General features: G+C 56.8%; 15 protein-coding genes. 3 read left to right on the forward strand and 12 right to left on the reverse strand.

The annotated features are described in order from the left end of the window. Positions 1-52: 52 nt before the first annotated feature. Together KJS47_RS06395 and KJS47_RS06400 are read right to left on the reverse strand one after the other, a co-directional pair. Positions 53-430, reverse strand: coding sequence for a nuclear transport factor 2 family protein (locus tag KJS47_RS06395; protein ID WP_213523757.1), 378 nt, complete (start codon positions 428-430; stop codon positions 53-55). 63 nt (positions 431-493) lie between these two features. After that, positions 494-958 carry a DinB family protein gene (locus tag KJS47_RS06400; protein WP_213523759.1) on the reverse strand — a complete coding sequence of 155 codons (465 nt, stop codon included), beginning with the start codon at positions 956-958 and terminating at the stop codon, positions 494-496. A gap of 188 nt (positions 959-1,146) precedes the next feature. Between KJS47_RS06400 and KJS47_RS06405 the strand changes: the two genes are divergently transcribed. Further along, positions 1,147-2,064 carry a LysR family transcriptional regulator gene (locus KJS47_RS06405; RefSeq protein ID WP_213523761.1) on the forward strand — a complete coding sequence of 306 codons (918 nt, stop codon included), beginning with the start codon at positions 1,147-1,149 and terminating at the stop codon, positions 2,062-2,064. A gap of 143 nt (positions 2,065-2,207) precedes the next feature. Here KJS47_RS06405 and KJS47_RS06410 read toward each other — a convergent pair whose 3' ends face one another. Together KJS47_RS06410 and KJS47_RS06415 are read right to left on the reverse strand one after the other, a co-directional pair. After that, entirely contained in the window at positions 2,208-2,405 is a 198-nt protein-coding gene (locus tag KJS47_RS06410) for a cold shock domain-containing protein (protein ID WP_213523763.1), read from the reverse strand. Between the two features lie 80 nt (positions 2,406-2,485). Beyond that, on the reverse strand, positions 2,486-3,217 hold the full coding sequence (locus KJS47_RS06415; RefSeq protein WP_249716272.1) for a class I SAM-dependent methyltransferase: 732 nt from the start codon (positions 3,215-3,217) through the stop codon (positions 2,486-2,488). Between the two features lie 402 nt (positions 3,218-3,619). Between KJS47_RS06415 and KJS47_RS06420 the strand changes: the two genes are divergently transcribed. Continuing rightward, positions 3,620-3,811 carry a hypothetical protein gene (locus KJS47_RS06420; protein WP_213524993.1) on the forward strand — a complete coding sequence of 64 codons (192 nt, stop codon included), beginning with the start codon at positions 3,620-3,622 and terminating at the stop codon, positions 3,809-3,811. 267 nt (positions 3,812-4,078) lie between these two features. Then, on the forward strand, positions 4,079-4,762 hold the full coding sequence (locus KJS47_RS06425) for a TerC family protein (RefSeq protein WP_213523767.1): 684 nt from the start codon (positions 4,079-4,081) through the stop codon (positions 4,760-4,762). Between the two features lie 218 nt (positions 4,763-4,980). On the opposite strand, the gene KJS47_RS06430 is transcribed toward KJS47_RS06425, so the two are convergent. The 8 genes from KJS47_RS06430 to KJS47_RS06465 form a co-directional block, all read right to left on the reverse strand. Then, positions 4,981-5,517, reverse strand: a complete 537-nt coding sequence (locus tag KJS47_RS06430; RefSeq protein WP_213523769.1) for a C40 family peptidase — start codon at positions 5,515-5,517, stop codon at positions 4,981-4,983. A gap of 263 nt (positions 5,518-5,780) precedes the next feature. Then, the gene (locus KJS47_RS06435) at positions 5,781-6,020 is read right to left on the reverse strand and encodes a glutaredoxin family protein (RefSeq protein WP_213523771.1); all 240 of its coding nucleotides are present in this window, start codon (positions 6,018-6,020) and stop codon (positions 5,781-5,783) included. Positions 6,021-6,217: 197 nt separating this feature from the next. Beyond that, positions 6,218-7,900 (reverse strand): response regulator, encoded by a 1,683-nt coding sequence (locus KJS47_RS06440; RefSeq protein ID WP_213523772.1) that lies wholly within the window; start codon positions 7,898-7,900, stop codon positions 6,218-6,220. An 81-nt stretch (positions 7,901-7,981) separates the two neighbouring features. Next, positions 7,982-8,206 carry a YwbE family protein gene (locus KJS47_RS06445; protein ID WP_213523773.1) on the reverse strand — a complete coding sequence of 75 codons (225 nt, stop codon included), beginning with the start codon at positions 8,204-8,206 and terminating at the stop codon, positions 7,982-7,984. A 131-nt stretch (positions 8,207-8,337) separates the two neighbouring features. Continuing rightward, on the reverse strand, positions 8,338-10,083 hold the full coding sequence (locus KJS47_RS06450; protein ID WP_213523774.1) for a sensor histidine kinase: 1,746 nt from the start codon (positions 10,081-10,083) through the stop codon (positions 8,338-8,340). Positions 10,084-10,209: 126 nt separating this feature from the next. Next, positions 10,210-11,112, reverse strand: coding sequence for a phosphogluconate dehydrogenase (NAD(+)-dependent, decarboxylating) (gene gnd / locus KJS47_RS06455; protein ID WP_213523775.1), 903 nt, complete (start codon positions 11,110-11,112; stop codon positions 10,210-10,212). Positions 11,113-11,384: 272 nt separating this feature from the next. Continuing rightward, the gene (locus tag KJS47_RS06460) at positions 11,385-12,203 is read right to left on the reverse strand and encodes a carbohydrate ABC transporter permease (RefSeq protein WP_213523777.1); all 819 of its coding nucleotides are present in this window, start codon (positions 12,201-12,203) and stop codon (positions 11,385-11,387) included. 4 nt (positions 12,204-12,207) lie between these two features. Continuing rightward, positions 12,208-13,083: a carbohydrate ABC transporter permease gene (locus KJS47_RS06465; protein WP_213523779.1), complete on the reverse strand. Its 876-nt coding sequence runs from the start codon at positions 13,081-13,083 to the stop codon at positions 12,208-12,210. Positions 13,084-13,124: the final 41 nt, after the last annotated feature.

The following is a 13,124-nucleotide window of genomic DNA, read 5'->3' on the forward strand; positions in this document are numbered from 1 at the left end:
GAGGTTCAGAGAAGATCTGAACCTCTATCCATTTCTTTTTGTTATTTATCGGTTACGGGTTCTCGTAGTTTTTTAGCGGCATGCCTACATATTCCCGGAAGGAGCGGATCCGGTCCTTCTCAAACTCGAAGACGATGGTAAGCTCATTGTGGAACGGGCTACCGTTCAGCAATCCTACCGAGCGAAAGACGACCATCCCGTAACTCTCATTCTCCAGCTCGATCAGAGGAGTGAGCCGCATCGGAAAGATGGAGCGCTCAAACCGGATCAGGTCCTCGAACCGCTCACGGCCTTGCTGCTTCTCCTTCCACCCATCCAGCGGGAGCGGAACGAAGAAATGAAAATCATCTGTGACCTTATTAAGGAAATCGACTGTCTCCCCTGTTTCCAAAGCACGCTTAAACGCATCAAACGCTTCACGGGTTGTCATCTAGCGGCCCCCCTAATTTCATAGTAAAATCTAACTCTGCTCTATGCACCCAATCGGGGATTTTCATTTGATGAGCTTAAGCTGGCTTGATAGAACGCCAAGGTGAAGGGCTTCATGGATCAAAGCGAAATTAAACAATTCTCCTGCTGTAACGAATTGGAACGGTCCCATTTCAAACGGCGATGGCAGCTTCTCTTCGAGCATTTGGGGTGTCCATTCAGCAAGGCGGGAAAGCTGTTCCGCCAATCTTCCGATCAGCTCTTCCTTGGATGGAGGGATAACCGTCCAATCCGAAGGTTTCGTTCCTGAGTTGAACAACGTCTCGTAATGAGACGGGATGGCCGACGGGGATCCGAAGCTTAGGGAAGCGTATTTATCGAACCAATAGACGATATGACCGATATTCCAGCGTACCGTATTGCGAAAGCCCTCCGGTTGAATGTCCATCTGCGCCTCCGGCACGTTCTGAAGCTGGCCGATTGTAAGTTGACGAAGCACTTTCCCCGTATGAAGAATCGAATGTTCCATTTTGAATCCTCCCTGTACCTGAGTTTGTTCGTTTCTTATCTAAAGCTTACGTCACGCACCTCTGCTCAACAATCACGAGATTCCGATGCAATCGATCGGTTTCAGTAATGATGAATTAGCAATTGTTGGCCCTCAGGTGGAACGGTATAATGGCGGAGGGAGATCGATTATCGAAGGGGGACCGGGCATTGGAACTTCGACAGCTTGAATATTTTGTTGCCATATGTAAGGAAATGCATTTCTCCAGGGCGGCGGAAACTCTCTGTACCACACAGTCGAATCTGAGTCAGCAGATCAAGTTTTTAGAGAACGAGCTGGGGCTCCCTTTGTTCGATCGGATCGGCAAGCGAATCCATTTAACCGACGCAGGGAAACTACTACTCGAACAAAGCGAACGGATCTTTCAACATGTTGACTATGCAAAAAGGGCGATAACGGATCTGAAGAGGATGGAAGGAGGCACGCTGGATATCGGCATATTACCGGGGGACGGGGATTTGCTGTTTGACGCACACGCACTACTCATCGATTTCCACAAGTCGTATCCTAAGCTCGCGATAAGCGTCACGGAGACCACGGATGTCTACGAGCAGGTTCTTAACGGCACCAGAGATCTCGGCGTGACTACGGTACCCCTGAACCTTGATGAGCGGATTTCGATGATTCCTTTGTTTCACGAAGAGTTTGCTTTAGCGATCCGGTCGGACCACCCTGTTGCGAAGGCAAAGGCGATTCCATTCGAACAGCTTCAGCATCTCAAGATGGTCATGTTCCATTCGGACCATCAGATCACGAAGGTCATTCATTCGTGCTGTCGGGAGAAAGGAATAGCGATCGACAATCCGATTGTCACGTCCACTTTATCGACGCTGCTGTCCTTGGTCGAACAAGGCATAGGAGCCTCTATTCTTCCGCGGATGCTGCTGGATTACAGGAATCAAGAGCAGATCGTCGCCGTAAAGCTGCTGAATCCCACCCCTGCTCAAGACATCTGTATCCTCTATCGTACGGACAAATTCATGGGACAGGCGGCGAAGGTATTCATTAAGGAATTGCAGTCTTTCCTTCAGAGCGTTATGAATCATACCGATCGCTCGTTGGGTTAGTGGATCGGGAATAATAGCTGACACGCCTGGCTTTTGCGACCGGAGAGGCACTGTCCTATTGCCCTCCCGAAACAGCGAAAAAGCTCTGCATCGCTGCAGAGCTTCCGTTGCTGAACCATCATTTATAAGGGTCGTTCGTTATCTTATAATTTAATGACGTTAGCAGCTTGCGGTCCACGGTTGCCTTCGGTAATTTCGAACTCAACCTCTTGGCCTTCGTCCAAAGTTTTGAAGCCGTCACCTTGGATAGCGGAGAAGTGAACGAATACGTCGTCACCGTTTTCCACTTGGATAAAGCCGTAACCTTTTTCTGCGTTGAACCACTTAACTGTACCTTTCAAGTAAACAACCTCCTAAAATATCGTCATTGAATGACGAATGTACTTTATTATAGCACCCGGTTTCGGCAATTTCAAGCGATTCACCGGCCGCAATTTCTATTTTTTTGCAGGACGAGCAGGCGGTCCGATCCGGGCATAAACGGCAGCTCGCTCGGCTCGTACCGGTAGGAAATCGAGGCGCCGTCCAGCTCGCCAAGAAGCCGCTCCACGAACGCCGACGGTTCATACCGCAGATTAACGAGGGGATAGATCCTGGCCTCCCCTCCCGATCTCAGCACACGCAGCATGTCCCGAACCGCGGCCGCATGCAGCTCATACGGCAGCTGCTCGTCGTAGAGAAACAAAAAATGGCTGCACAGCACCAGATCGAACGATTCGCTCTCAAACGGCAAATTCGGAACGCCGCCGCACCGGTAAACCGTCTCGCCCTCCTCGTGCCGCTTACGGTAATCGGCCGTAAACCGCTCGAGCGACCGCTTCCTTATCTCCAACTGCCGCTCGGGCGAGCCGTAGAAGGACCAGTCCATATGGCGGCTCAGCCGCCCGATCTTGCCGGCGGCCGTCTCCATCTCCCGCCGTCCGAATTCTTCCATCTCCGCCGGCGTCTTGGCATATTGAGGGTCGACCGCATAGGCCCGGACGCCATGGAGCCGTGCCTCGGCCGTGTAGGAGGAAGCGCCGGCCGCGACGTCCAGGACGTCCCGCTCCGCCGGAAACGGCTCCTCCAGAGCGAACATGGCGGCATATTCCTCGGGCGATCGGCAGGTTACCGCGAATCCGGCCTGCTCGTAGACCGGCTTGCTTGCTTGCATTGGGTTCAATTCAACTCGTCTCCTCTCAACTGGCTCATCTCATCTAATCTCGTCTCCTCGGCTCTGCATGCACCGCATGCAGGCGCCGCTTGAGGCTGCTCCTTGAGCGCCTTCCCATAGTTTACCAGCGGGGGAATCCGCCTGCAACGGGGGAAGCAGGGGCGCAGACGGTTTTTTTTGATATCCGGGGACGTTTCGTGCTAAGGTATGGAGAGAAGGAAACGGGCCTCTCCGCCCTTCTCCCGCGGCACGGCCGGACAGAGGGGTCTGCGCCCCGCAGCCGGCGGCTATGCAGGCGTGAGCTTGTGCGGATGTGCCCCATTACCACTACGAAGCGAGGGACAGGCCTTGAAGAATCAGGGAGTCAAGAAGCACACCATCTATAAAACCGACAAATGGAATATGCTCACCGTCGAGGTGAACGGCAAGTCGCTGATCGTCCGCGAGATCTCCGATCAGTGGGGCGAGGACTGCTATACCTTCCTCAGCCGGCCGGAAATGATGCGCTGGGTCGAGGAGCGCTTCCCCAAGGACAAGTACGAAGGAACCGAAGAGGAGTGGGAGGCGATGATGCAGGCCTTCCGCGAGGTGTAAGCTTATTTTGCGTGAGGAAGCTTGACAGGGCCAAGCTGCATTCTCTATACTAAACGTAATCGAATAGCATCCTCAAAGGGGAGTAGCTGTACAGTAAAGTCGTCAATTCGGGATTCGCGTCCCCGGCTTTATTGGCAACGTAACGTTGTTAGCAAGACCTTTGCCCGTTAGTGGTGAAGGTCTTTTCTTGTGTTTAGACCTTCACCGGAATCGGTGAGGGTCTATTCTTTTTTGAGCCATACTATCTAAAAAAGGAGCTGTTGCAACTTGGATGTGCTGTCCACGGAATTCCTGCTTGCCCTCGTCAACATCATTATCATTGATCTCGTACTCGCCGGAGATAATGCGATCGTGATCGGTCTCGCGGCCCGCAACGTGCCGAAGCACCAGCAGAAAATGGTCATCCTATGGGGAACTTTCGGCGCGGTCGTGCTGCGTGTCCTCCTTACGCTCGGGGTCGCCTGGCTGCTCAACATCCCCGGTCTGCTCCTGCTCGGCGGCTTGCTCCTCATCTGGATCGCCTTTAAGCTGCTCGTCGACAAAAAGGATCACGAGCTGGATGCGAAGCCCAGCATGATGGGCGCCATCCGCACGATTCTGATCGCCGACGTCGTCATGGGCCTCGACAACGTGCTGGCGGTAGCAGGCGCGGCACACGGCAGCTTCTTGCTTGTCGTTACGGGTCTCGTCATCAGCGTACCGATCGTTGTCTGGGGCAGCACACTGTTCCTGAAGCTGATGGAGAAGTTCCCCTGGATTCTGTATATCGGCGCCGGTGTGCTGGCCATGACAGCCGCCAAGATGATTGCCGAGGAGAAGTTCATGGTCGATTACCTGGCCTTCCACCCGCTCGTCAAATGGGGCTTCGTCGCAGTCGTAGTGACCGCCGTCCTGACCGCCGGTCTCGGCAAGAACAAACGGGACGAAAAGAAGGTCAAGTCGGCGGCGTAACGGTCCGCCGGCGTTCGCCAAACGATTGTTTCACGACCAACAAGATTTGTTGCACAATTTCGACAATTATTCTTCTTGGCAGGCCGTATACTTGCCGCCATCCGCACCATCGCACCAAAAAAAGCAAGGACGCCGTCCCGCCGACATTCGGCTTGGGACGAGCCCTTGCTTTTTGTTTTGTTTAGAGGCCGCCGTTCCGGCAGCTCTCCTAACGCTTCTTATTTGAAGACGCGTGCGCCGCCTTTGTAATGGTTCTTCCAGTAGCCCTTGGTCAGATCGCTGATCGTGACGTCGGCCTTCGGACTCAGGTTGTGAATGAACTTGCCGTTGCCGATGTAGATGCCGACATGGCCGATTGTCTTGCTGCTGCCTACGCTGAAGAAGACGAGGTCGCCGACCTTCAGATTGGCTTTGCTGACGTGCGGGAATTGGTTGTACTGGAGCCTTGCGCCCCACTTCAGCTTGACGCCTTGCTTCTCATACACATATTTGGTAAAGGACGAGCAGTCGAAGATAAACTTCGTCCGATTGTTGACACCCCATTGGTATTGAACCTTGCCCTTCAGCGATTTGGCGAGAGCGACCACGCGCTTTGCTTTTACCGCCGACGACGCGGACGATACGGTAGCCGTGCTGTTCGCTGCCGCCGAAGCCGGAGCCGCGGCCAGCCAGGAGCCGGTTCCGATGAGAGATACGGCCAGCGTTACAGTGAGCGCCTTCTTCTTCCAGTTGTTCCTTAAGCTTATGTAGTTCACAAGCAGTTCCTCCCCTAGGTGTTTATCTTGGTGTACAACCCGAGTATACCAGAGGGAGCTTTCCCACCAATTCCCTCGGCTGCCGTGAACATGCGAAGGATAGGGGGTTCCGCCGGTTTCTGATAATTCGATGAGAAATTTCTCAGGAAATGCTCCTTGCTTCGCCATCAGGTTTAACGGGGAGGATAGAGGACACAAAAAAACCGGCCGCTCGCGCGGCCGGTCTATCCGGAATCCATCCGGTACAAGAAGAAGAGACAGGGTTACAGATTCAGCACCTGCTTGAACTTCGTCACGTTCATGCCGAGAATCTTGTTTTCTCCGATGACCGTTACCGGTACGGACTGCATGCCCATGTTCCAAAGCTCTTCGGCGAACGCTTCGTTCAGCTCCACGTTCTTCTCGACATATTCGATATTGTTGGTCTGCAAATATTTTTTCACTTGATCGCAGTACGGGCAATGGTTACGGGAATAGACGGTGACTTCTTGGGTTTCGGACATCGGTCAGCACACTCCTTCTGGAATTAAACGCACATTGGCGGTAAAGAGACGCCGGATAAGCCTCTCTCTCTCGACGCCACACGTTGAGAATCATTATCACTCTATCTTCTAGTATAGCAAACTCCAGATGAAAATCAATCCTTCTTTATAATAATTATAATCTGGAAAGACAGAAAAACCGGCTTCCGCCGGCCTTCCTACTCTTCGTTTCGCTTGCGCAGATGCTGATCGCGGTATTCCTGAGGCGTCACTCCATAATGCTTCTTGAACACGTGAATGAAGGAGTGTGCTCTTTGGTACCCGATTTGCGCGGCGATCTCGTATATTTTATCCTTGCTCTCCTTGAGCAGAAAAGCCGCCCTCTCCATCTTGAGCCGCTGGACATAGTCGCTCAGATTGTCTCCGGTCTCCAGCTTGTAGATCTTCGATAGGTAGACTGGATGAAGATATACGTGATCGGCGATCGCCTGCAGCGAGACGTCTCCGTCCAGATTGCGCTCGACGAACTGGCGCACTTGACGGATGATGGTCGTCCGCGTATCGCGGGACTCCTTCTCCATATCCGAGCGGAGGAGGCGCAGCACCCGCCCGGTCCATTCCTTCAGCTGCGACAACGTCTGAAACGGAATGCCCGCGGACAGCCGGTTGTAGTCCTCACCCAGAATGGAAGCGAGCGGCCGTCCGTTCTTGTGCGCGATAAAGGAGAACGCCGCCGTCACGGTAAAGTAAACCTCCAGGGCATGCTCCTCCGACTCCGCTCCTTTGGCATCGAGCTCCGCCATAATCTGCTGGAGGCGCTCCTCCGTGTCCTGCCATCTCCCCGCTTCCAGCAGATGGGTCAGAGACGGCGTCTCGTACAGACTGCCGATCGTCTGGATTTGGGGAGGCCGTTCCTCCTCGCCTACCGGCAGGAAGAGCCCCTGCTCCTGGCCGACCTGCTTGCGCAGCGCCGACAGGGCGCTGGTGTACAGCCGGCTCATATCCGACGGAAAGACGCCGCCCCGGCTGACCAGCACAGAGACGCTCCCCTTCAAATACGTCCGGACGGCGTCCTGCAGACGGGCCGCGCCGCGCTGAAGGGCATCCTGCCAAGATTCCGGCGACCTGCCCGATCCAGCGGCCTCCGCCGCGTCTCGGTCTCCTGCAGGCCCGTCCCCGTCCTCCCGCGTCACGACGAACACGAGGAAATCGTGGGAATCCCGGCAGGTCCACAGCCGGTAGTCCGGTGCGAACAGCTCCTCGGCCATGTTGCCGATCGCATAATCGAACAGCGATCGGCTGCGCGTATCGGCACTTTGAAACGGGTCCTCCGGCCGGATCAGGAGCAAAGCAAACGAGCGCCCGTACAAATCGGGCATCTCCAGCACGTCCAGCTTCTCACGAAGCTGCTCCTCTCCCATTCGTCTGCCCTGCAAAAGCTCGTTCAGGAGGTTACTGCGCAGCAACGGCAGATGCTCCTTGAACGTACTCGTCAGCCTCCGGACCGACGTCAGCTCGGCCCACTCGCTCTTCAGCTGCTCGACCTGCCGGGCGACCGTAGCGAGCAGTTCCTCGTCGCTGACCGGCTTGAGCAAATAATCGGCGGTGCCGTGCTGGATCGCTTCCTGGGCGTAGCCGAACTCGGCGTGCCCCGACAGGAGGATGCACTTGGTCATCTTCCACCGGTCCCGGATCGTCGAGACAAGCTCCAGGCCCGACATGCCGGGCATGCGTATATCGGTGATCACTATGTCGATCGTCTCCGTCTCCAGAATCGCTAGCGCTTCCCCTCCCGACAGCGCCTTGAAGACCCGGCCGATGCCGATCTCTTCCCAAGGCAGCAGCTCGGACAGCCGCTCCACGACGTGAAGCTCATCATCGACGATTAACAGACTGAGCATGATTCTCCCCCTCTTCCCGGCCGTCCCCCCGTGGAGACGGCCTTCCTGACGCCTTGAACGCGGGCCGGCAGGCGTCTCTTTCTATTCGGAGGCCTGTCCCTCTCTCCCGCTCATAATTCGTTTCACACGTCCTACCTGGCCGCTTGTCAGCCTCACCTTGATGCCGTGCGGATGGGTCGGCGAGTTGGTGAGCAGGTCCTTCACGACGCCGCCTGTCAGCTTGCCGGTTCGCTGATCCTGCTTGAGCACGATTTCCACCTGCATGCCAGGCTTGATATGGGCACGGACTTGACCATTGTTGTCCATTCGTTATCCATCCCTTCTCTGCTTGCATCGGCCATCCTGACGGTCGTCCCCCGACCCACGGGCATCCACGACACCCTCCAGCGATTGTGCGGGGCCAACGGAGCGGCCGTGGCGGGACAGCGGCACCGGACTTACAGGCTGCCCGTCCCGCCGTTCTCCGCCAGTCTCGGCTCCCGCCGCCAGACGAGCGTCACCCGCAGGCCGCCCTCCGGCCGGCTGGCGAAGCGAAGTCCCGAGCCTTCTCCGTACAGATAGACGAGCCGCTGGTGAACGTTGCGGACTCCTGTCCCGATTTCCTCCTCCGCAGGCGCCTGAATCCGGCTCTCCAGCTGGGCAATCTCCTCCGGCGTCATGCCGACGCCGGTATCCTCGACGGCGATCCAATAATACGTATCGTCCTGCCCGGCCGTGAGGAGAATGACACCGTCTCGCGGGAGCGGCTCAAGCCCGTGGACGACCGCGTTCTCGACGATCGGCTGCAGCAGCAGCCTCGGGATCAGGAGGCCGAGCATCTCGCCCGGAATTTCGACTTCATAGTGAATGCGCTGCATGCGCAAATTCTGAATGACAAGGTAATTCTTGACCAGCTTCAGCTCTTCCGACAGCGGGACGAGCTGCTGCGCCGTCTTGGTGGCATACCGGTAGTATTCGCCAAGATTGTGCGCCATAGCGACGACCGCCTCCCGGTCCCCGAGCTTCGCCGTGTTGACGATGAAGAACAGGCAATTGTACAGAAAATGCGGATTGATCTGCGATTGAAGCTGCTTGAGCGTCGCCTCGCGGGACCGGATTTTCTCCTCGTACACAGTCTCGATCAGCTGCTGAATCTGCTCGGCCATCTCGTTGAACCGCTGAAACAGCAAATCGAACTCATTGTTCGAGCGATAGCCGATTCTCGTGGAGAAATCGCCCCGCTTGAGCCTCTGAACGCCGCTCAGCAGGTTGAGAATCGGAATCTGCACGTTGCGGTACAGCAGGAACGCGGCCAGAATGCCGGTCATCAGCATAAGCGATAGCACGATATAAAACAAGTTGCGGCTGGTCGTGATCGGCTTGACGATCTGCTGGAGCGGAACATAGTCGACAAGCAGCCAGCCCAGATTTTTGCTCTCGACGGCGTTGACCAGGTAGCTCTCTCCGTTCAGCTTGACGATCTGCCTGCCCTCCTGCTCCAGCACGGACAGATCCATGAGAGGGATCAGCTGCTGGACGAGCGCCTGCTGGGATGAGGAATTGAGGATCGGTTCGTAGCCCGGGGCGTAGAGAAACGGATCTCCCCGGCCGCCCTCTTTGTACTGATCAAGCGCATGCGTAATGTTCGCCGTCCCGATGCTGACCTGGATAAGCGCAGTCGCCTCCTCCAGCTGGCGGGCGTAGGGAGGCTCGACCACCTGGCGGACGAACCGCTTACGCTCCGGCTGGGTGGGATCGCCTTCGTACGCCCATCCGTTGAAGATGTGCGTGCGCAAATACGCCTCGTCGTAATCGAGATACTTGTTCGACGAGATCACTTTCTTCTCGTCAGGCAAGTACAGAGAAAGAACGTTCAGATACGAGCTGGCGACGCTTTGAAGGCTCAGCTTCTCATACAGCCGGGATTCCTTGCGCAGCTGCTCGAACGAGCCCGCCTCCCGCCGGTCGATCACCTCGCGCACATAAGGATCTGCGGCGACGATGACGGGAAAGAGCGACAGCTGATCAAAATCGGCGTCCATCTGGCGCAGGAAAAAGGTCAGGCGGTTCATGCTCGAGGTCAGCAGCTCTTTCTCCACGACGTTCACGCTCACCTTGCTGGACAAGCCGAACAGAATCAGGATCGGCAGGAGCAGCAGGACGAGCAGCAGCACGATTTTGCGAAATATGGTAGTCCGAAACATGGCCGATCCCTCATCCTTCCATGGGTCACTGGCGAAGCATAGGCCCGTCCGGCCGGAGCCGGACAGCCGCTTCCCCTATTATCGCAGAGAAGGGAACCCGCCGTTAGTCCCCGAACGGCTCCCCGGTTAGGAGTCGCTCTTCTCGACCGAATGCCCCCCGAATTCGTTGCGGAGCGCCGCGACGACCTTCCCGTGGAAGGTGTCGTCTTCAAGCGAACGGTACCGCATGAACAGAGACATCGCTATCACCGGTGCGCTCGCCTGCAGCTCGAGAGCGGTCTCTACCGTCCAGCGTCCCTCGCCGGACGAATGCATCACGCCGCGGATCGTCTCCAGCTTGGCGTCCTTGGAGAATGCCCGCTCGGCCAGCTCCATCAGCCAGCCGCGAATGACCGAGCCGTTCGACCAGACACGAGCCACCTGCTCGAAGTCGTAGCCGAATTCGCTCTTGTCCAGCACCTCGAAGCCTTCCGCGACCGCCTGCATCATTCCATATTCGATGCCGTTATGCACCATCTTGAGAAAATGCCCGCTGCCCGGCTTCCCCGTATACAGATAGCCGCCCGGCACGCAGAGCGAGGCAAAGAGCGGCTCCACCTGCCGGAACGCCTCTTCTTCGCCGCCGACCATCATGCAGCCGCCGTGGCGCGCGCCCTCCATCCCGCCGGACGTGCCGCAGTCGAGGAACGCGATGCCCTTATCCGCGCACAATGCCGCATGGCGGATCGAATCCCTGTAGTGCGAGTTGCCTCCCTCGATCACCCGGTCGCCCGGCTCGAGCAGCTCCGCCAGCTCACCGACGACTGACTCGACAGGCCCGCCGGCCGGCACCATTACCCAGACGGTACGCGGAGCCTGCAGCCTGCCTGCCAGATCGGCGAGGCTGTCCGCCGGCTCCGCACCTTTCGCACGCAGCTCCTCCGCCAGCGCCGGGTCCCGGTCATATACGACGACCTCGTGCCCCTGCTCCAGCAAATTCTTTACCAAGTTGCTTCCCATTTTTCCGAGCCCGATCATTCCCAGCTTCATGCTGTAGTCCCCCTTCATGTAATCCAGTATCGGCGCGCTAGGCCGATGAACAGAAACGGCCCCGGCGCCGGGAAGGCGGGAAAAGCCGGCCATATGCCCGCATGCATGCGGCAGGTCGGCATTTCCCGGCAGTCTCTCCCCGTCCGAGGCGTTATCCGTTGTCTTACTATTCTTACACCACTAGGGCCCTGCTTAACCGGAAAGCGCCCGGGATGTCCCGGGGCGCCGAACCTCTGTCCGCCGGCATGAAAGCCGCGAGAGAGGAAGAAGAATCAGCCTTTGACCGCTCCAGCCGCCAGACCGCTGACGATATAGCGCTGTGCTACGAGGGCGATGATCAGAACCGGCAGCGTGATGATGCAAGCGGCCGCCATCAGTGCGCCCCAGTTGGTCTCGGAGTACGAGATGAAGTTGAACACGGCCACCGGCAGCGTCTTCGTCTTGTCGCCCGCGAGAATGATCGAGAACATGAAGTTGTTCCAAGAGAAAATGAACGACAGGAGCGACGACGTGATCACGCCGGGTCCCGAGATCGGCATAATGATCTTCAGGAATACTTGGGATTTGGTGGCTCCGTCGATAAGTCCCGCCTCCTCAATCTCGTGAGGCAGCCCTTCGAAGAACGACATCATAACCCAGATGATGAACGGCAGACCGACCAGCATATGGCTGAGAATAAGCGCCGTATACGTATCGACAAGTCCGATCTTCGAGAACAGGATGTACCAGGGGATAAGGAACGTAATCCCCGGCACGATCCGCGCCACGAGGATGACCAGGCTGAGCTTTTGCATCTTGTAGCGGGCGATCGCATAGGCCGCCGGCAGGCCGAGCAGCAGCGAGCCGATTGTGGACACGACGGCTACCACCAGGCTGTTAACGATGAAATCCAGGAAGTCATACTGCTCGAATACGCTCTTGTAGTTGTCGAAGGTCGGCTTGAAGAGAAGCACATCCTCTGTGGACATGATCTGCGCCTGCGTCTTGAAGGAGGCCAGCAGCATCCACAGGAACGGGAACGAGAAGATCAGGATGACAAGGACGGTCAAAATCCCGAGAATGATGTTCTTTACCCTGTTTTTTTTCTTCATCGCCTCACGCCTCCACTTTCTTGCGCACCCAGATGAGCGCGAGAGTCAGCGCCATGACCAGCAGGAAGAACAGAACGAGCAGCGTCGACGCCGGGCCCATCTTGAAGTACTGGAACCCGAGCACGTATCCGTACAGGTTGAGCGTCTCCGATGCAAAGTTAGGTCCGCCTTGCGTCGTTGCGTAAATAATGTCGTAAGTCTTGAGCACGTCGATCAGCCGGAGCAGCAGAGCGACGACGATCGTCGGCCGCAAGAGCGGCAGCGTGATGTGCCGGAACTTCTGCCAAGCTGTCGCGCCGTCCACGTCCGCCGCTTCGTACGGATCGTTAGGCAGCGTGGACAGACCGGCCATGATGATGAGCGCGATCATCGGTGTCCATTCCCAGACGTCGATAATGATCAGCGAGGGCAGTACCTGGTTCGGCGAGCCCAGCCAAAGAAGCGGGTCGAGACCGAAGAACTTGAGCATCTGGTTTGCTGCGCCGATCGTCGGCTCGTAAATCAGCATCCAGACAAGACCCATCGCGACCGGCGTTGCGACCATCGGCAGCAGAAACAGCGTCTTGACGAGGTTCTGGCCGCGGAACGTGCGGTTCAGCAGCATCGCGATGGCGATGCCGAGAATCGCCTGGAAGAACAAGGCGCCGGCGGTAAAGGTAAAGGTTGCCCCGACGGCATGCCAGAACCGGCCGTCCGTCAGCAGGGCTTTATAGTTTTCGAGGCCTACCCAGCGGGGAGGCTCCGTAGCCGACATGCTCCACTCATAGAAGCTGATTCTGCCCGTGTACAGGATTGGAAATACCATCATGAGAAGCACGAACAGGAGGGCCGGCATCGTATATATCCATTTGAGGTTTCTGTCAAACCAGTTGTAGCCCATATTGCCACCTCCATTATTGCTATCCGAATCCGGACTCCGCC

The organism is Paenibacillus sp. J31TS4 (assembly GCF_018403265.1).
In the GTDB taxonomy this organism is placed as follows: Bacteria; Bacillota; Bacilli; order Paenibacillales; family NBRC-103111; genus J31TS4.

Excerpts from the sequence above, each read along its gene's own strand:
- KJS47_RS06400 (WP_213523759.1), bottom strand. The coding sequence starts at position 958 with ATGGAACATTCGATTCTTCATACGGGGAAAGTGCTTCGTCAACTTACA.
- KJS47_RS06420 (WP_213524993.1), top strand. The coding sequence starts at position 3,620 with ATGCTCACCGTCGAGGTGAACGGCAAGTCGCTGATCGTCCGCGAGATC.
- KJS47_RS06415 (WP_249716272.1), bottom strand. The coding sequence starts at position 3,217 with ATGCAAGCAAGCAAGCCGGTCTACGAGCAGGCCGGATTCGCGGTAACC.
- KJS47_RS06440 (WP_213523772.1), bottom strand. The coding sequence starts at position 7,900 with ATGCTCAGTCTGTTAATCGTCGATGATGAGCTTCACGTCGTGGAGCGG.
- KJS47_RS06395 (WP_213523757.1), bottom strand. The coding sequence starts at position 430 with ATGACAACCCGTGAAGCGTTTGATGCGTTTAAGCGTGCTTTGGAAACA.
- gnd (WP_213523775.1), bottom strand. The coding sequence starts at position 11,112 with ATGAAGCTGGGAATGATCGGGCTCGGAAAAATGGGAAGCAACTTGGTA.
- KJS47_RS06445 (WP_213523773.1), bottom strand. The coding sequence starts at position 8,206 with ATGGACAACAATGGTCAAGTCCGTGCCCATATCAAGCCTGGCATGCAG.
- KJS47_RS06435 (WP_213523771.1), bottom strand. The coding sequence starts at position 6,020 with ATGTCCGAAACCCAAGAAGTCACCGTCTATTCCCGTAACCATTGCCCG.
- KJS47_RS06460 (WP_213523777.1), bottom strand. The coding sequence starts at position 12,203 with ATGAAGAAAAAAAACAGGGTAAAGAACATCATTCTCGGGATTTTGACC.
- KJS47_RS06465 (WP_213523779.1), bottom strand. The coding sequence starts at position 13,083 with ATGGGCTACAACTGGTTTGACAGAAACCTCAAATGGATATATACGATG.
- KJS47_RS06450 (WP_213523774.1), bottom strand. The coding sequence starts at position 10,083 with ATGTTTCGGACTACCATATTTCGCAAAATCGTGCTGCTGCTCGTCCTG.